The organism is Bacillus sp. EB106-08-02-XG196, from assembly GCF_013396335.1.
GTDB lineage: Bacteria > Bacillota > Bacilli > Bacillales > Cytobacillaceae > Neobacillus.
On record NZ_JABWSY010000017.1, the window covers coordinates 76,146 to 93,746 of the forward strand.

Here is a 17,601-nt window from a genome sequence, read left to right on the forward strand (position 1 = left end):
TCCTTTTCACTTTTTATTATGCTGCTGCTTGGTCAGATGTTTGTTTAACAGCTTTTTTTTCGTCTCTTTTTGCTAAAACAAGCGTGACGATAAATGCGACGGCAAATGCGATGGCCATACCGACAATATAAGAAATAATCGTATCTGGGCGAATCGAGATAATTCCTGGTATACCTGCAGCCCCTAGTGCTGTCGCCTTAACCTTGAACATCGTAACAAAGCCTGATCCAACGGCAGAACCAATAATGGCACCAATAAATGGATAGCGTAATTTCAAATTAACCCCAAACATCGCTGGTTCGGTAATCCCTAGTAAGGCAGAGATCCCGGCTGCTGAAGCAGTTCCTTTGATCTTGGTATTTTTCGTTGTTTTTAGCACCGCAAGAGTCGCTCCTCCCTGTGCAATGTTTGACATCGCCGCAATGACGAAGATAAACGATCCACCCGTTTTCACAATATCGGCAAGTAATTGTGTTTCTACCGCAATAAAGCTATGGTGCATACCTGTAATAACTATTGGTGCATAAAGTAAACCGAAAAGGATCCCGCCAATTACACCTGTTGAATCATATAACCAAACGATTCCATCTGTTAATAGATTACCAGCTGAGCGTGTCAGCGGCCCTACCAAAGTAAACGTTAAAACCCCTGTAACAAAGATAGACAATAACGGTGTTACTAGATTGTCTAAAGCGGATGGAACAACCTTCCGTAAGGATGTTTCTATTTTTGCTAGAATAAAAGATGCGGCAAGAACAGGAAGTACGGTTCCCTGGTAGCCTACCTTTTCTATTTCTAGGCCAAAGAGATTCCAAACTGGGACCTCATTGTTCAGTAATGCGGCACCATAACCGTACCCATTTAATAAGTCTGGATGAACCATTAGCATTCCGAGAGTGGCTCCAAGGAAAGGATTCCCTCCAAACCGCTTCGTTGCTGAAAAGCCGATTAATATCGGTAAGAAAACAAAGGCTGCATTTGCAAATGTATTAATAAGTGCCGCTAAATCCGCCATTTCTGGATTTGCATCCACTAATGATTTTCCCTCAAGAAATAAATCTGGAGCTGTTAAAATATTGTTTATCCCCATTAATAAACCACCAGCTACAATCGCTGGAATAATCGGAACAAAAATGTCTGATAGCATTTTGACGAACTGCTGAATCGGATTTAGTTTCTTCGTCGCTGCGTCTTTTACATCACTCGTTGACATTTCTGTTTGACCTGACATCTTCGCCAAGTGTTTATAGACCTCGTTTACTGTTCCAGATCCTAAGATAATTTGAAACTGACCTCCTGTTGAAAAGGTTCCTTTTACAACATCCATGTTGTCCAACGCTGCTTGATCAACAACTGTTTCATCATGTAAAACAAGACGTAAGCGAGTGGCGCAATGCGCTGCAGCTGATACATTTTCCTGACCACCAATGGCATCTAGTACTTCCCGAGCAATTTTTTTATGATCCATCCTAATCCCTCTCTTTTCATCTGACTTCGGAACCGGTTCCATTCAAGAGTAAAAAAAATAAAAGCTCTCCACGATAGGAACCGGTTCCAATTTTAACTAAAAAAATTTGTTTAAGAGAAACCAAATCCATTTGTCGCCAATTGAATAGGTCCCTCTTAATTGGAACCGGTTTCGTTGTCTTTATTATAGGGGAGTGTTAAAGAGATTGTCAACGCTTTCCCGCTCAATAATTTCAAATTTAGAGACGGTTACTTTTTCCACAGGGCGTTCATTGACTAACTCAACAATGTGTCTTGCAGCCGTTTCCCCCGCTTCTTTGTAAAAGAACTTAGCTGTCGTTATGCCCGGATGAATGATTCCTGTCACATCATAGCCGCCAAAGCCCGTTACTGCTAAGTCCTGTGGAATCGTAATTCCCTCTGAATACGATGCCTTCAGAACCCCAAGAGCAATATTATCGGTTGCACATACAAAAATGGAAGGCTGAAATTCATGGATAATTTCCTTTGCACTAGCTTGTGCAGCTGGAATATTGAATAATGTCTCATAGAAGCGAACATCGCAATCGTCTACTTCTTGTATCACCTTTTTAAAACCTTGCTTTCGGTTCACGCCTACTGAAATATCCCTTTCCGTTACGCCAAGATAAGCAATTTTCCGATATCCTTTTTCAAGGACATACCTCCCCATCGCATAACCAGCATTAAAATCATCATGAATCAGACTATGAAAGTTCTCATGCTCTTGTCCAATTAATAGTACAGGAACCTTAACACTTTCAAATGCCTGAATATGCTGATCTGTAATTTCAGTGGCAAGCAAAATAATCCCCGCCATCTTTTGATTGGCGAAGCTATAAATACTTTCAATCTCTCGCTCCAGACTTTGACTTGTATTGGAGATAAGCATCTGATAGTTCATTTTCTTTAATTGTTCATCGATGCCAATTAACGTTTGTGAAGCAGCAAAAGAATCAAGCCGCGGGACAATCGTGCCAATAATATTCGTTTTCTTCGCTTTCAAACTCTGCGCAAATGGATTCGGAGAATACCCAGTTTCCTTGATTGCCCGTTCAATTTTCTTCTTCGTTGCTTCCCCAACTGAGCCGCCATTTAAAAACCGAGAAACCGTACTTTTCGCTACACCTGCAAGCTTGGCAATATCTAGTATTGTACTACTCATATTCCTCAACCTCGTAACATTTTATATTCATACCATTATAGTATCACAAAAAGGAATCCATAATGGAGCAAACCCCGAACATTAAAAAACATCCCAAAAACTGAGGAAAAATATTATTAAAAAGTAATGCTTTGTTAAATTTCTTTGTTAATTTTTAGTTTATCAGTATAAAAGATTAATGAAGGACTAATCAGGTGAGTTCTTAATGAGATTAGTCCTTCATAAGGATTTTTATGTGTAAAATCAACATCAAACTTTAACAAAGCTAAAAGCAAAAGAACCGTTCCCATATGGTTTGGAACGGTTCTTTTATCATTATTCTAGCTATTTACCACTCACTGTATATGGATAGCCTAGTATAATTTTTCATTGTTCGTGAGATAAATGCATTATTTTCATCTTGAAATAAGCCAGTTTACACAGCTTTTTATAATTTTTAAAAGTTCATGGTTCATCAATCCCTCTTTCGTATGGGCAGGTGTTACACAACATACCCTGCCAAATCCAAAACTGTGGGACCACCCTGCTGGAGCTTGTCCATCAATAGATTCAGATAAAAGGAATATATTTGTATTCTCTGTATCACAATGAACAAAATAATGCTCATCGATTAGTTCAAATGAAGTAGGTATTGGAAGTACTGAGTTCCCTTCAGATGAGTAGTAATGGACCATCTGATGCTTTTCGGGATGATACAAAAAATGTCCTTTTAACATTTTTATGTAAGAACCGTCGACCGGGAATGATGCTAAGCCTGAATGCCATGCAAGCCAGCCTCCGCCATTTTGTACATACTTTGTGATTTCTAATGCAATATCTTCCGTCATCCATTTTTCTATGTTTTCTTCAGCAGGATTGACTCTATTTTCTTTAAAATGAATCACAGCATCCGGCTTCTTCTCTAGTACCTCTTTTAATTGTTCAGGGGAGCAATATTCAATTTGAAGGTCTTCCTTATTACAGTTCAGTGCAGTTTCAAGTGATTGTTTCGCCCATTCACTCTGATGATAATAATCGCCAAGCACCGCTGCAAATTTAATCATTTTGTTCACCACCTTTTATTTATAATGGCATTGAATGTCCTTCATAGGTGATGAAAACATTCCTACTGTCAATCACTCGTTTTCTTTCTATAATATCGAATATTCCTTTGGCCGTGTCAAAAGGGTTCCCTGGTGCACTCTCGCCGCCCATGTCTGTCTTAATCCACCCCGGATGTATAGAGAAAACGTGGACATTATTACTCTGTACATACTGACTCAATTGCTGACTGAACATGTTCAATGCGGTTTTTGATGATGCATATGCATAATCACCGCCATATGCTTGGCTTATACTTCCTGCATCAGAGGAAATGTTGATGATGGATGATCGATCACCCATCAGTAAAAGAGGAAGGAAGTGTTTCACCACTCTAATTGGACCAAAGAAATTAACATCGAACGTAACTTTCACTTGGTCAAGATCCAAGTCCTCAATTTGTTTATCACGTTCCAACAATACACCCGCATTATTAATGATCACATCAATGGTTCCAAAGTTTTCTTTTACTGTATTCGCTGCTGCAAAAACTGACTCTTCATCTGTTACATCTAAGGGCAACAGTGAAATTGATTTATATATTTCAGATTGAGTTAAACCTTCTGTGCTTTTTTTGAGGTCTCTGACTCCAGCAAGAATTTGATGGCCTCTTTCTGCCCCGACCTTTGATAAAGCTAACCCTAGACCTCTATTTGCACCCGTTATCAAAATCCGCATTCTTTTATCCCACCTTATTATGGCAGAGGAGAACCAATTAAGAATCTCCTCCTGTTTCTATTTATCTATCATTTTCCAATAACTCCATGACAATTTTAAGATCTTTGAATGTGTCCATGTATGCGTATCTTCCACCGGTGTATTCACCTTTTTGAAGTAACGGCATTTGCTTTCTTTCCATTATTTCAATTTTCCCTTGCATTCCTTCTATGAAAAACGCAATATGGTGAGGACCTTCACCGTGCTCATCCAAATGCTTCCGCCAAGTACTTGGATGATGATCCGGTTCAATTAATTCTAATTGTAAAGAGCCCATATCAATGAATGCTAGTTTTGCCCGAGCCTCAGTTGGGTTGCCCTCAAACTCTGTTTGTGCACGGTCCAATGTATCTGTTAAACTCCATTCAGGTTTTTCTATACCAAAGAAATCAGCATAGTTCTGGCTGGTTTTTTCGATATCATTAACAAGAATACCTATTTGCGCAATCACGTTGGTTCCTAGTGCATTTTTTTGTGTCATTTGAATGAGACCTCCTCTTATTTACGTTCACGATAGGTAAAATAATCAAAATTATTTTTATAAATGTGTGATCTTCCCTATTAAACAGATATATTAATAGATCTTTCTATTTAGCTCATCCTTGATTCCTGATTTTCGATAAAAATAGGTATTGATAATATCCCGCCATTCTTTAGAATGGTTTGCTTGTTCTTGTAATCTGGTTAGGATATCATCAAATCGCTTTTGATCAATCCTATCCTTAAGCTGTAACCAAGTTTCAACTAATTCCTCAGCCTCTTCTACCCCTTCAAAGTGAGTATTGTAAATATGTTGAATCACGGTTTTACCTGATTTTAGCTTATGTGTATATGGGACATGATGGAAAAATAACAGCAATTCATCGGGGCATGTTTCAAGCCTTTCATACATATCGGCATTTTCTTTAAAATACTGAGAGGTGTAACCTGTTCCTGATTTTACAGTCCTGTCCACTCCCATTCCTTCACAATCGGCAAAGTGGTATGTACCCCAAACGGAATATTCATAACCATCCACATTTGGACCATAATGATGATTTGGATTTACCATCCAGCCAACACCAAGTGGTGATGTATATTTTTCATAGATATTCCATGATTTTAATAGCATCCTGCTTACCAACTCTTTAACCAGTGGATCATCACCAAAGGTTTGTCCGATCCATTCATCTGTAATTTTTTCAGCTGAAAGATCTGGGTTCCATGTCAAGCGTCCAAAGCCGTACAAATTAGCTTGTGCGAGCGTATGCCCGGTCCAATTATAATCATTTCCAATATTGGAAACAGCGGTAATTCCGCTAAACCTGTTCCGGAACAGGGAACCATCTACTACCTTTTTGACCTCTGAACCTTCCCCTTTTGCATATGTGTCAAAATCGAGGACTTCTTTCCACTGCGGAACGAGATAACAAAGATGTCTTTGTTGGCCTGTATACTCTTGAGTGATTTGGAATTCCAACATTTGATTTGTTTTTTCCATTGCTCCAAATAACGGTGAAACACCTTCTCGTACTTGGAAATCCATTGGACCATTCTTGATCTGTAAAATAACATTGGAATGGAATTGGCCGTCTAACGGTTTAAAATGGTCGTATGCAGCTCTTGCTCGATCAGTAGAGCGGTCACGCCAATCTTGAAGGCAGTTATAGACGAAACATCTCCATAGAACAATTCCATTAAAAGGCTGCAGAGCTTCTGCGAGCATGTTTGCTCCATCCGCATGATTTCGGCCATATGTAAATGGTCCAGGGCGGTGTTCTGAATCGGCTTTTACTAGGAATCCACCGAAGTCAGGAATATAGCTGTATATCTCTACTGCTTTATCCTTCCACCATTCTCGAACCTCAGAACCCAGCGGGTCTGCTGTTGGTAAATTTCCAATTTGGATCGTACTGGCATAATTCACGCTAAGGAACGTTGTGATCCCATAAGCCCTAAAAATACCGGCAACATCAGCCACTTTAGGCAGCAAGGAGCTTGTAATTAAATGGGACTCTGCCTGGTGAACGTTAACGTTGTTAATTGCAATTCCATTAATACCAACTGAAGCAAGCAGTCTTGCATAATCTTCAATTCTATTAAGTTCATCTGAGAATTGATGATTTTTATAGAAAATGGAGTTTCCTGCATAACCACGTTCAATACTGCCATCCATATTGTCCCACTGATTCAGCATTCGTAATTGGTCTTTTGGGTTTTCAACGATATCCAGCTGTTGTAAATTTTCCCTGTTTTGCATGAGGCGTAATAAGTGAAAGGTACCATATAAGACACCTTTATCTTTTTTTCCCACAAGGAAAATCGTAGTTCTTTGACCAAAAGTAACGGTTTTAATTACGTATCCATCATCATTAAGTTGATTAAAATCGACATCTACTAAATTACCAATAGAATCCCTATCAGCTAACACAAGACCAGATTGCTGCGGTTCTGAACTGATACTAGGTTGAATTCCTAACATAGAAGAAATACCGAGGATCAGTTCTCTCTTAGCAGATTCAATGACCACCGATTCTCCTAAAACAGTAAATCCTCCGCACCATTGGGTATATTCTTCTGACCATGCTTGACTTTCAATTTTTTTATATTGCAGCCAAGCAGAATAGCTTTCTTTATGTTCTTCCTTGTATAAATCTGTACGACTCTTTGATATATTTTCAAAAGCACTTTTCAATATTTATCCTCCTCAATGGATGATTGAGTCCTAAGCTAAAGGCAGCTACCTAATTAATGAATCCCAAATACCTAAAAGGTACATAATCCCAAGGGCCCGATCATATAAGCCATATCCTGGCCGGCATTTTTCGTCCCAAATATGTCTTCCGTGATCTGGTCTTATATAGCCAATAAATCCATTTTCATGATAAGCTTTCATGATCCCAACTATATCAACTGTCCCATCCTGGCCCCGATGGGAGGTCTCGATAAAATCACCATTTTCATAGACTTTAATGTTACGAACATGGGCGAATGGAATGCGGTCAGCAAATTCTCTGACCATATCGACAATATTATTACTAGGATTGGAACCTAATGAACCACTGCAAAGAGTTACCCCATTATAAGGACTGTCAACAACCTTTAACACTCGTCTAATATTTTCCTGATTTGTCATAATACGAGGTAATCCGAATATTGCCCATGGCGGATCGTCAGGATGGATAGCCATTTTAATGTCGTTCTCTTCACATACCGGAATTATCGCTTCTAGAAAATAGCTCAAATGTTGAAATAAATCTTCTTCTGTAACATTCTTATAGGCATCGAAGAACTTTGTCAGATTTTCTAACCGCTTAGGTTCCCAGCCAGGCATGGTATAGTCGGGATTGTTCGCAATCTTATTGACCAACTCAATTGGATCGATATTCTCGGCCTTAGACTTTTCATAAAATAGGGCAGTGGAACCATCTTCAAGCTCTTTATATACATCAGTCCTGATCCAGTCAAATACAGGCATAAAGTTATAACAGATAACCTTTACACCTGCTTTAGCCAATTTTTCAATGGTTCTTTTATAGTTTTCTATATATTGATCTCTTGAAGGAAGCCCCAGTTTAATATCTTCATGTACATTTACACTTTCAACCACATCAATAGTAAAACCATATTGTTCAGCTTGCTGTTTTACTTCAAGGATTTTCTCCATCGGCCATTCTTCTCCAGCCTGCCTATCATGAAGGGCCCAAACAATCGTTTCCACACCTGGAATTTGTTTAATTTGCTTTAAGCTTACGGAATCATTTCCTTCCCCATACCATCGAAATCCCATTTTCAACCTTTATCACCGCCTGTCAATTTGATTAAGGTAGTACCAGCTATATAACTTGTAAGGCATGATTGACCGGAATAAAATAGGTTGGAATACTTGGAAACATGGTTTGAATACATTGTGCTAAATAACTCATTCCAGGTTCTTCACTTTCCGCATGCCCAAGAACAATCAGATTCCTTTGCTTTCCTTGATCATTCGTATCTCTCACATATTCCGGAGTTTCCCATTCTGGACCTTCTCCATAAATAATAAGATCTAAATTTTCCTGTTCATATAGCGGGATACATAAACTTCCCCCGCCACGATAACCAGCTAATAGCCCAATGCGGGTACATTTCATCGACAAATCTCCTGCAAATCGTAAAAACTGAATCCCTAACCGCCCCTTAATATGCTCGGAAATCTCAGCTAATGTCATGGAAGGAATACTTAGAATCGTTGCAGCAGGCTGATTTTCTACGATATAAGATTGCCAGTCGAGCGCCTTAATTAAGCCAGCCATAATCCCATCCGGTTTATACCGGTGCAAATAATCATGGAAACGATAGATTGCAAGTCCTGACTCCGTAATTAACCTGCGTTTTTCATTATATACAGGATCTTTTTCCAAGAATTCGGTATGGTCATGATGGCTGAAGTATATCCCTTCATGGGTAATCAATAAGTTTGCACCCAACGCGATTGTTTGTTCAATTACCTTGTGTGTAGCCATAAAGGCTGTGGCAATCCCCTTTACTTGAGTAGTTGGGTGACCCGACTTAAGGGTATCCACAGTATTTTGCAAGTGTTCTACAGGTTCCATTAATTTATCAAGTACATTTTGTACAGTAATTGGCATTGTTTTCACCGTTTCACAGGAATTACAAAGGTATCACAACGCCATTTATTTAGCTGATACCTAGTTTATAGCGAATGACTGATCAGCCATTGCTAATATTGGACAACCTTCCAAAAGGATTCTTTTGGCTGATGATTTTCGTCAAAAAGAAATGGCCAGTTTTCTCTTCCTATAACAGGAAAATCGCTTAACCATGTATAATCATCGGCTGCGCCCCAGAAGGTTACTGAAGTAATGTGATTTTGATATTGTCGAAGCAATTGAAATACTCGCTGGTATCTTTCAGCCTGTAACTCTAACATTTCATGGGTTGGCTGCTTAAGGTCAGTCCGCTTATCTTCAAAATTAAAAACAGATATATCCAATTCTGTCAGGTGCAGCTTCAACCCCAGGGATGCGTATCGTTCAATCGCTGTACGAATATCTTCAAGACTAGGATTGACTAAATTCCAATGTGCTTGGAGACCGACTCCGCGAATGGGAACACCCTTATCTATTAAAGATTTAACAAGTTTATAGATTTTTTCACGTTTCTCCGGATTGGATTCATTATAGTCATTGTAAAAAAGCAGGGCGTCCGGGTCTGCCTCGTGTGCAAATTCAAATGCTTTTTCAATATAATCCTCTCCGATTATTTCTAACCATTTTGTTAGCCGGTACAATTCTGGTCCCTCATCGGTTACCGCTTCGTTTACCACATCCCAACAGAAAATCGTCCCTTTATATCTTTTCATTACTGAAGTGATGTGGTCCTTCATTCGTTGTAAAAGCGTTTCTCTATCCGCATCTTGAAATACCCAGTCAGGAGTCTGATTATGCCAGACTAATGTATGTCCACGCATTTTCATTCCATTTTCCTTTGCAAAAGCAGCCAATCGATCGGCATTTTCAAACATAAACTGTCCCTCAGCAGGCTGAATCTCAATGAATTTCATATCATTTTCAGCTGTAATACTATTAAAATGTTTTCTTAATAAATCCTTTTGTGACTCTAAGGTATTTAAATTAACTGCGGCACCAATGTTAAAGTATTCTTCATACACTTTTGATAAAGAAGGAACTTCTACTGTCGTTTTCACCATTATTTATCTCTCCTTAAACCTATGATTTTATTAAAAAAATCAGATGAGTGATCCCATCTGATTCTTTTTTCAACCCTTTACTCCTCCTAAAGTTAATCCCTTAACAAAATATTTTTGCAGGAATGGATAGACCATGATAATTGGCAGACTCGCTACAATGGTCATTGTAGCCCTGATGGATGTTGGCGAAACCATGTTGGCACTTGCATTGGCATTGGCAAAGGCGTCTGCAGCGGTTTTACCAGACATCGATGCGTTAGAATTTTGCAAGATCTTCATTAACTCATATTGAAGGGTAGATAAATTTGCACTTGATGAATTATATAAGAACACATCAAACCATGAATTCCATTGGTAAACCGCGACAAACAATGATACAGTCGCTAATACCGGCATGGAAAGTGGCAGAACAATCTTTATGAAAATAGTAAAATCCCCTGCGCCATCAATTTTTGCAGATTCAAATAAACTTTCTGGGATTCCTTCAATAAAGGAACGAATTACGATTAAATTAAATACTCCAATAATTCCCGGAACAATATAAACCCAAAAACTATCTAATAAATTTAATTCTTTTACTAGTAAATAGTTCGGAATCAATCCACCGTTAAAATACATCGTCAAAACGAATGCGATCGTCACAAATTTCTTCAGAACGAAATCTTTCCGGCTAATGGTATAAGCCACCATTGCCGTACCCAACACGGATGTTAATGTTCCGATGATGGTTCTAAGAACAGAAATGAAGAAAGAATTTACGATACTTGCTTCACCAAAAACATGTTCATAATTTGCCCAAGTAAATTCTCGCGGCCAGAGATAAATACCTCCCCTTAAAGAATCACTGGCTTCATTGAGTGAAACAGCTAATTGATTTAGAAATGGATATAACATGACCACGCAAAGGAAAACTAAAAAAGTATAATTGAAGATATCAAATAAATAATCGCCTACACCGGAGTGATGTCGAGTAGCCTTGAAAATTCGTTTCTGTGCCATATAGTTCCCCCCCTAGAAAAGCCTTGGCTGACCAAATCGTTTGGCAATATGGTTTGCCGTAAATAAAAAGATGAAACTCACTACTGTTTTAAAGATACCGGCAGCGGTTGCAAGTGAGAAGTTCCCCATTGACATACCGTATTTTAATACATAAATATCAAGGTTTTCTGAGTAAGCTAGGTTCATAGGATTTCCTAATAAATACTGTGCTTCAAAGCCTGATTCTAAAATGTACCCTAAGTTCATGATAAGCAGGATGATAATCGTTGGCTTTAAAGATGGGAGTGTAATATGTCTAATCCGTTGGAATCTAGATGCTCCATCAATATCAGCAGCCTCATATTGTTCTGGATCAATCATGGTAATAGCTGCTAAATAAATTATCGTATTCCAGCCGACATTCTTCCAAACCTCTGTTAGTCCGTTGATGACCCAGAACCATTTTTCCTTACCCAGCCATAGAATCGGTTCATCAATAATACCCAAGTTTACTAATACGATATTAACGATTCCGTTTTCTAGTGAAAGGCTGTAGGAGACAATACTAGCTGCTACTACCCATGATATAAAGTGCGGCAGATAACTGATGGTTTGTACTGACTTCTTGAATCTTATATGCCTAATTTCATTAATCAGAAGGGCAAGACAAATTGCTGTAACGAAACCTAATACTAGGTTAATCGTGCTCATGCCGAGTGTATTCCGAAGCACGCGCCAAAAATTATCGTCGGTAAATAAAAACTTGAAATGTTCTAACCCAATCCATTCCTGGTCAGTTAAGCTTCTTGCCGGCTTAAAATCCTGAAAGGCAATCGACCAACCCCACAATGGAATATACTTAAAAACAAATAACCAAATCAAGAATGGCAGACTCATGGCCAATAGTGCTTTTTGTGACATCATCCTCTGAAAGAATGATTTTTTTTTGTGTGCAGCGATGGAAACTGAAGGATTTATTACCTCTTTTATCGCTTTGGAACCAATCTGCATCCTTACCCCTCCTCTTTCTCGAAAAATCTATATCCTAAAATCATAAGCTGCCCCCTTAGATGCTCCCGAATGAAGGGGGCGGCTTATGATTTCAAGATAACGAACGTAAAGCAAAAGGCCGATAAAGCCAATTGGGCGATATCGGCCTGCTTTTCTTCATTCTGTTAAACTATTATTTTGCAGCGGCTTTAATACGGTCCTCTACGACCTTATCCATAAATTTTTCTAAAGCTTTAACATCTAAAGTATTAAATTCTTTGATATATTCATCCCAAACTTTATCAAATTCACCCGGCTTAGCTAGAACTAACTTAGGGAAGTAAACCTTTGTTAAGTCCGTTTTCCTTTGACCAAAGATTTGTTCGTCAGAGCCTTGTTCAATAACGGCACTCCATGTTGGATACCATGGACGATCGTCTGGATCTGCAAATAAATCAGAGAATACCTCTGCGTCATAAGCTTCTAGAATCGCCTTATCACCATCCGTGTAGGAAACTTGAGCAACTTCAGGCTGTTTTCCTGGAACCCATGCGTTTCCGTCGCTATAAAGCATGTCTCCCATTGGCCAGTAATACTCAAATGTATTTAAGCCAGACTTATGGCGATAATCCTCATCACTAGTTTTTGTATATTGCTCTTCGGTTTGGTAGAATTTACCCTTTTCATCTGCACTATAAGTCTCGTCTTTAATACCCCAGAACATTAACTTTTGGTTCTCTTCTTTAGCCATGTTATCGAAGTACTTAATAATGCGTACTGGATCTTTCGCACTTACTGTAATACCAACACCACGGTTATTAATGAATGCCGGCGGATCAATATATTGATCTTTTTCTCCATCAAATGTAATTGGCAGAGGCATATAACGTAAATCGTCATTACCAGCTGCTTTTAGATTATCTAGAGCTTGTTGAACCTGCCAGCCGTAATCAAAGAATCCTAATACTCGGCCAGATGCTATTTTTGCAAGATATTCATCGTAGTTAGCAACGAATGACTCTTTATCAAATAAGCCTTTGCTGTTAAGTTCATTTAGCTCTTTCATATAACGTTTTGTAATATTGTTATCAGCGTATACATCGGTTTTATGTGTCTTCATATCTACAATTACTTCACCATCATTTGGGTAGCCTGCTAAATGGTTAGGAACATTAGATAGTGCAAAGAAGCGCCAGTCATACGTTAAAGTTGTAAATCCAATAGTAGAAGATCCATTGATTTCAGGATGTTTATTTTGATAATCTTCAATTAAAGCAAGATATTCATCTAGTGTTTTAATTTTAGGATAGCCGGCTTCTTTTAAAATGCCGCGTTGAATCCAGAATGCACCTTGAGTGATATTTGGGTCTTTAATATAGCCATGCTTAGCTGCGAATGGAAGGAAGTTAATCTTTCCATCCTTATCTTTCATTTGCTCCCAATGCGGTGCGTATAATTTTTTAAGATTAGGACCATGTTCTTCAATCAATTCAGTAAGGTCAATAAATGCACCTGCGTCTAGTACTTTATCAATTGCAATATCCGGTACAAGAACATCTGGGTACTTTCCACTTGCAATCATTGTCCCGATTTTGGTGTTAATGTCACCGACTAGATATTCTGTTTTAAAGTTAACTCCCGTTTGGTCTTCAAATATTTTCCCTATAGTTGTCTCATTTGTGTTTCCGTCTTTACCTGGGGAAGCTGCGTTAAAATAAGTAAAGGTTACTTTTTCTTTCGAATCACCAGATCCGTCTGCATTGCCGCTTGTTTCTTTATCCTTTTCACAGCCCGTAACTGCGATTAGCAAGATAAGCATTAAGAGTACAGGAAGAAACTTTTTTGTCATTTTCGAACCCCCTTTTATTTTTGAAAGCACTTTCATTTTATAATTTAAGGGTTTGCTGCACCATTTAAAAAGTATAGGTGTTACTTAATAAAGTAAAGATACTTTCTGAATTATTAATAATTTATCTTTCGTTATGAGAAGGCAATTGAATCGTAATGGTTGTACCGTAATCTAGTTGGCTATCAATATTAAAGTAAAACTGATCAGGATAGTAGAGTTTTAATCGATAATAAACATTTTTAATGCCGACATTCTCTCCAATATCTTCTTCATTTTCTAAAGATGATAGTAATTGCGTTCTCTTTCCTACTGATATTCCAGCCCCATTATCCTTCACAATACAGGTTACAATACTAGCATGTAAGGAGATGGATACGGTAATTTTCCCATTTTCCTTTAGTGGTTCAATACCATGTATGCTGGCATTTTCAATAAACGGTAAGAGTGTCATGTTGGGAATCAAACATTCTTTTGCATCTTCACTCACTGTAATCTCGTAATCTAATTTATCTCCAAATCGATATTTTTGAATTTCCAAAAAGCTAGTTATAAGATTAATTTCATCTCTAATAGGAACGATGTCCTTGCCCCATGTAAGCGAGTTACGAAATATTTTAGCCATGTTATGAATGATTTTCGCTGTTTCTATCTCATCCTTCATCAAGCTTCTCATTCGAATCGTTTCTAACGCATTGAATAAGAAATGGGGGTTGATTTGGCTTTGCAGTGCACTCAACTGTGCGCGGTTACGTTTTATTTCTAGATCCTTGTTTTGGATAGTAACTAATAAGACATCATTAATTAAATCCTTAATTTTTTTGGTCATCCGATTAAATTCACTAGTTAGTTGACCGATTTCATCTTGATACTCCTGATCATGGATTAACTCAAAATCCTGGTTCTTCATCCGCTTTACATGGCGTAACACCCTTTGTAAACGAGTCAAAAAAGATCGAGAAATAATAACAATAATGATGGTGGGAGCTAAAAAATTTATCAGGGCCAGCAAGATAATAAAGAGTGTAGATTTATTAACAGTTTTAAGCATGGTTCCCTCAGATATGGTTCCAACAACGGACCAGTCACTTAAATATGATCCATTATTAAGATTGGCAGAGATGATAACTAGATTGTTCTCTTTTTCTATTTGATTAAAATTAATTGTCTTATCCAACTGTTTAATCGAAGGATTGGTCGTGTATTCAATCCCCCCTTTTTCATTAATTAGATATACATCTCCTTTAAATGTTACATTGTTAAAAATATCTTCTATGGCTGAAGGATTAATTTCAACCTTTACAAACTTTTGTTTACCGGTATAAAAATAATCTAAATTCCGGATAATACTAAAGGTTTCGAAATTCTGATTAGAAGGTGTATCGATGAGAATTTGCGAACCATTACTATTCTTTAATGCATTCTTGAAGTGTTTTAATTCCTGTTGAAGGCTGTCGATCGAATACACCCCGCCTGAATAAATGATGGATGTATTATCGGTATAAAAGCGAATGGAGTTAATAGATGGGTTTATTGGTCTGGACTGATTAAAACTTCTTAAAAGACTATTATGATTTTCGATGTATTCAATATCAGAGACATAATCCTTCTCTAACAATAGGTTTAGGTTTAAATTGGTATATAACGAGGAGGATATCCCTACGGCTTCGTTTATAATCGTTTTAAATTCCCTATTAATCTGTTGTAACGCCAAAGTGGAATCTTGCATTTGCTGTTTTTTTACATTTTCAATGGTTACGATGTAAAAGATTACATTTGTTAAAACGATTGGAATAAATACTGCAAAAAAGTACATGATCAGCATTTTATTTTTTAAGCGAATATTATGAAAACTAAGGCTACTGTTTGTCCTCATTTTCCTATCACTTTGCTCTCGTTGATTAATTTATTCCGATACTCAGAGGGCTTCATATTTTCTAACTTGCCAAATATCGTGACAAAGTAATCCGTATTATTAAATCCTACGCTTTCTGCAATTTCATAAATTCTTTTTTCAGACTGGCGAAGCTGCTTTTTAGCTTCATTAATTCTTACTTGAAGTAAATAGTCCTTAAAGTAGATTCCATAGGTTTTCTTAAACAATTGCCCTAAATACACTGGGTTCATAAAAAACTTAGCAGCAATCGTTTTTAAACTAATATTCTTATGGTAATACAGGTCAATATATTGTTTAATCTTGTAGGCTTCGCCGTTAGCAGCCTGCTTTCTTAAATTGCATATTTCATCTTTACACTCTACTACAAAACTTATAATAAGTTCCTTTAATTGATCGATAGTCACGTTGTAATGATGTAAGATATTAATTATCTTATAGGTTTGTAAACTTGAAGGGTCTCCTCCCATTTTCTTGATAATTTTCAGAAGGGAATGTACAAAACTAGTCAGAGAAGAATGAACAGTATCTTTAGATAGTTTATTTGTGACCAGAGATATAAACAGTACCTCTAAAGTATTGACAATCGACACAGTTGTATCTTCTTCGATTTTTTCAATTAATAATTGAAAAACTGATTCATCCAACTCATCAGAAGTAATGGGTTTATTGACAATGTCTACAAAGAAAATGATTTCATTTTCGTTATTTGCATATTTATGTTGTTGTGCCCATTCCACGGAGGTATAGGATTCTTTAAACGAAGTTAGACTTGGAACCGCTTTGCCGACATACATCGTAATATCATCAGAAATCCTCTTAGTAAGTTCTTTATTTACCCAATTGATAAACCTCCTTAGATTCATTTGAAACCTCGCTAAGTGATTAGAGGTGACCAAACCACCAATCGTACTAGGTGATATTTCTTGTAACCATATTCTTTCTTCTTTGTTACAGATTTCGTTCATAACATCTTCTAATGTAAATTTGATCTGTCTTATCCTTTTCTCATTATTTAAGTTAGACTCATCAGGTATTCCATTTACTTCAATTAATATGTAAAAGTACTCTTGAGGGTTACCAAGGGAAAGGAGATTTAAAAGATCTATGGAATCATCATTCTCTTCTACCATTCCTAATAGCAGATGATTAAACACTATTTTGGCTTGTTCTTCTAGCATTTGTTCTTGAAGCTGTTTTTGTTCGGCTAGTGTCTTAGAAAGTAATTTAAGTGTTTGTTCAATTTCATCCTGGTCGATTGGCTTTAAAACAAAATCATGAACACCATACCTTAAAGCTTGTTGTGCATATTTAAAATCACTATGTCCGCTAATGATAATAAATTTAGATTGAACTGCCTCTATTTCTATCGCTTCTTTAATGAGTCCAATTCCATCAAGCACAGGCATACGGATATCAGTAATAATAAGATCAGGTTTTACATCATGGATCATCTTTAATGCATCTTCTCCATTAGCAGCTTCTCCTACTACCTTAAAGCCGCAATCTTCCCAATTTATTAGGTTTCTTAATCCTTTGCGGAAATACATTTCATCATCGACTAATATTACTTTGTTCATTTCCGGCCCACTCCTGTTCCCAATAGTTAGCATCGATCAATAAAACATTTCATTAAACAATTCCATTATAGATAAGGCCCACAAATCATATCCTTGCGGGCCCTGCTTACTATATAGCTGCTCTTTAGGTATCCAGATTGCTGTTAAATATGTAAAATGTGCTGGTAAAAAAAT

General features: G+C 37.4%; 14 protein-coding genes. All 14 read right to left on the reverse strand.

Annotated features, from left to right (window positions below; translation table 11 throughout):
• Positions 1-16 precede the first annotated feature (16 nt).
• The 14 genes from MLOOGBEN_RS23240 to MLOOGBEN_RS23305 all read right to left on the reverse strand — a co-directional run bounded on the left by MLOOGBEN_RS23240 (position 17) and on the right by MLOOGBEN_RS23305 (position 17,427).
• The gene (locus tag MLOOGBEN_RS23240) at positions 17-1,468 is read right to left on the reverse strand and encodes a sucrose-specific PTS transporter subunit IIBC (protein ID WP_179160656.1); all 1,452 of its coding nucleotides are present in this window, start codon (positions 1,466-1,468) and stop codon (positions 17-19) included.
• A gap of 183 nt (positions 1,469-1,651) precedes the next feature.
• The gene (locus tag MLOOGBEN_RS23245) at positions 1,652-2,650 is read right to left on the reverse strand and encodes a LacI family DNA-binding transcriptional regulator (protein ID WP_179160657.1); all 999 of its coding nucleotides are present in this window, start codon (positions 2,648-2,650) and stop codon (positions 1,652-1,654) included.
• A 395-nt stretch (positions 2,651-3,045) separates the two neighbouring features.
• Positions 3,046-3,693 (reverse strand): ThuA domain-containing protein, encoded by a 648-nt coding sequence (locus MLOOGBEN_RS23250; protein ID WP_179160658.1) that lies wholly within the window; start codon positions 3,691-3,693, stop codon positions 3,046-3,048.
• A gap of 19 nt (positions 3,694-3,712) precedes the next feature.
• A complete protein-coding gene (locus MLOOGBEN_RS23255) occupies positions 3,713-4,408 on the reverse strand; it encodes an SDR family oxidoreductase (RefSeq protein ID WP_179160659.1) in 696 nt (231 codons plus the stop codon).
• A 61-nt stretch (positions 4,409-4,469) separates the two neighbouring features.
• Entirely contained in the window at positions 4,470-4,928 is a 459-nt protein-coding gene (locus MLOOGBEN_RS23260) for a VOC family protein (RefSeq protein ID WP_179160660.1), read from the reverse strand.
• Between the two features lie 93 nt (positions 4,929-5,021).
• Entirely contained in the window at positions 5,022-7,121 is a 2,100-nt protein-coding gene (locus MLOOGBEN_RS23265; protein ID WP_218781307.1) for an alpha-glucuronidase family glycosyl hydrolase, read from the reverse strand.
• Between the two features lie 45 nt (positions 7,122-7,166).
• A complete protein-coding gene (gene uxuA, locus MLOOGBEN_RS23270) occupies positions 7,167-8,222 on the reverse strand; it encodes a mannonate dehydratase (protein ID WP_179160661.1) in 1,056 nt (351 codons plus the stop codon).
• Positions 8,223-8,262: 40 nt separating this feature from the next.
• Complete coding sequence (locus tag MLOOGBEN_RS23275; RefSeq protein ID WP_179160662.1) at positions 8,263-9,057, reverse strand: Nif3-like dinuclear metal center hexameric protein; 795 nt, start codon at positions 9,055-9,057, stop codon at positions 8,263-8,265.
• 92 nt (positions 9,058-9,149) lie between these two features.
• Positions 9,150-10,139, reverse strand: coding sequence for an endo-1,4-beta-xylanase (locus tag MLOOGBEN_RS23280; protein ID WP_179160663.1), 990 nt, complete (start codon positions 10,137-10,139; stop codon positions 9,150-9,152).
• 69 nt (positions 10,140-10,208) lie between these two features.
• Positions 10,209-11,138: a carbohydrate ABC transporter permease gene (locus MLOOGBEN_RS23285; protein WP_179160664.1), complete on the reverse strand. Its 930-nt coding sequence runs from the start codon at positions 11,136-11,138 to the stop codon at positions 10,209-10,211.
• Positions 11,139-11,150: 12 nt separating this feature from the next.
• Positions 11,151-12,128 (reverse strand): ABC transporter permease, encoded by a 978-nt coding sequence (locus MLOOGBEN_RS23290; RefSeq protein ID WP_256989240.1) that lies wholly within the window; start codon positions 12,126-12,128, stop codon positions 11,151-11,153.
• A gap of 172 nt (positions 12,129-12,300) precedes the next feature.
• A complete protein-coding gene (locus MLOOGBEN_RS23295) occupies positions 12,301-13,956 on the reverse strand; it encodes an ABC transporter substrate-binding protein (protein ID WP_179160665.1) in 1,656 nt (551 codons plus the stop codon).
• Between the two features lie 121 nt (positions 13,957-14,077).
• Positions 14,078-15,829, reverse strand: coding sequence for a sensor histidine kinase (locus tag MLOOGBEN_RS23300; RefSeq protein ID WP_179160666.1), 1,752 nt, complete (start codon positions 15,827-15,829; stop codon positions 14,078-14,080).
• Complete coding sequence (locus MLOOGBEN_RS23305) at positions 15,826-17,427, reverse strand: response regulator transcription factor (RefSeq protein WP_179160667.1); 1,602 nt, start codon at positions 17,425-17,427, stop codon at positions 15,826-15,828. Before MLOOGBEN_RS23305 ends, MLOOGBEN_RS23300 begins: the two co-directional genes overlap by 4 nt.
• Positions 17,428-17,601: the final 174 nt, after the last annotated feature.

Bases quoted from the DNA above. Each gene is read 5' to 3' on its own strand.
- MLOOGBEN_RS23240 (WP_179160656.1), bottom strand. From the start codon at position 1,468: ATGGATCATAAAAAAATTGCTCGGGAAGTACTAGATGCCATTGGTGGT.
- MLOOGBEN_RS23245 (WP_179160657.1), bottom strand. From the start codon at position 2,650: ATGAGTAGTACAATACTAGATATTGCCAAGCTTGCAGGTGTAGCGAAA.
- MLOOGBEN_RS23250 (WP_179160658.1), bottom strand. From the start codon at position 3,693: ATGATTAAATTTGCAGCGGTGCTTGGCGATTATTATCATCAGAGTGAA.
- MLOOGBEN_RS23255 (WP_179160659.1), bottom strand. From the start codon at position 4,408: ATGCGGATTTTGATAACGGGTGCAAATAGAGGTCTAGGGTTAGCTTTA.
- MLOOGBEN_RS23260 (WP_179160660.1), bottom strand. From the start codon at position 4,928: ATGACACAAAAAAATGCACTAGGAACCAACGTGATTGCGCAAATAGGT.
- MLOOGBEN_RS23275 (WP_179160662.1), bottom strand. From the start codon at position 9,057: ATGCCAATTACTGTACAAAATGTACTTGATAAATTAATGGAACCTGTA.
- MLOOGBEN_RS23280 (WP_179160663.1), bottom strand. From the start codon at position 10,139: ATGGTGAAAACGACAGTAGAAGTTCCTTCTTTATCAAAAGTGTATGAA.
- MLOOGBEN_RS23285 (WP_179160664.1), bottom strand. From the start codon at position 11,138: ATGGCACAGAAACGAATTTTCAAGGCTACTCGACATCACTCCGGTGTA.
- MLOOGBEN_RS23290 (WP_256989240.1), bottom strand. From the start codon at position 12,128: ATGCAGATTGGTTCCAAAGCGATAAAAGAGGTAATAAATCCTTCAGTT.
- MLOOGBEN_RS23295 (WP_179160665.1), bottom strand. From the start codon at position 13,956: ATGACAAAAAAGTTTCTTCCTGTACTCTTAATGCTTATCTTGCTAATC.
- MLOOGBEN_RS23300 (WP_179160666.1), bottom strand. From the start codon at position 15,829: ATGAGGACAAACAGTAGCCTTAGTTTTCATAATATTCGCTTAAAAAAT.
- MLOOGBEN_RS23305 (WP_179160667.1), bottom strand. From the start codon at position 17,427: ATGAACAAAGTAATATTAGTCGATGATGAAATGTATTTCCGCAAAGGA.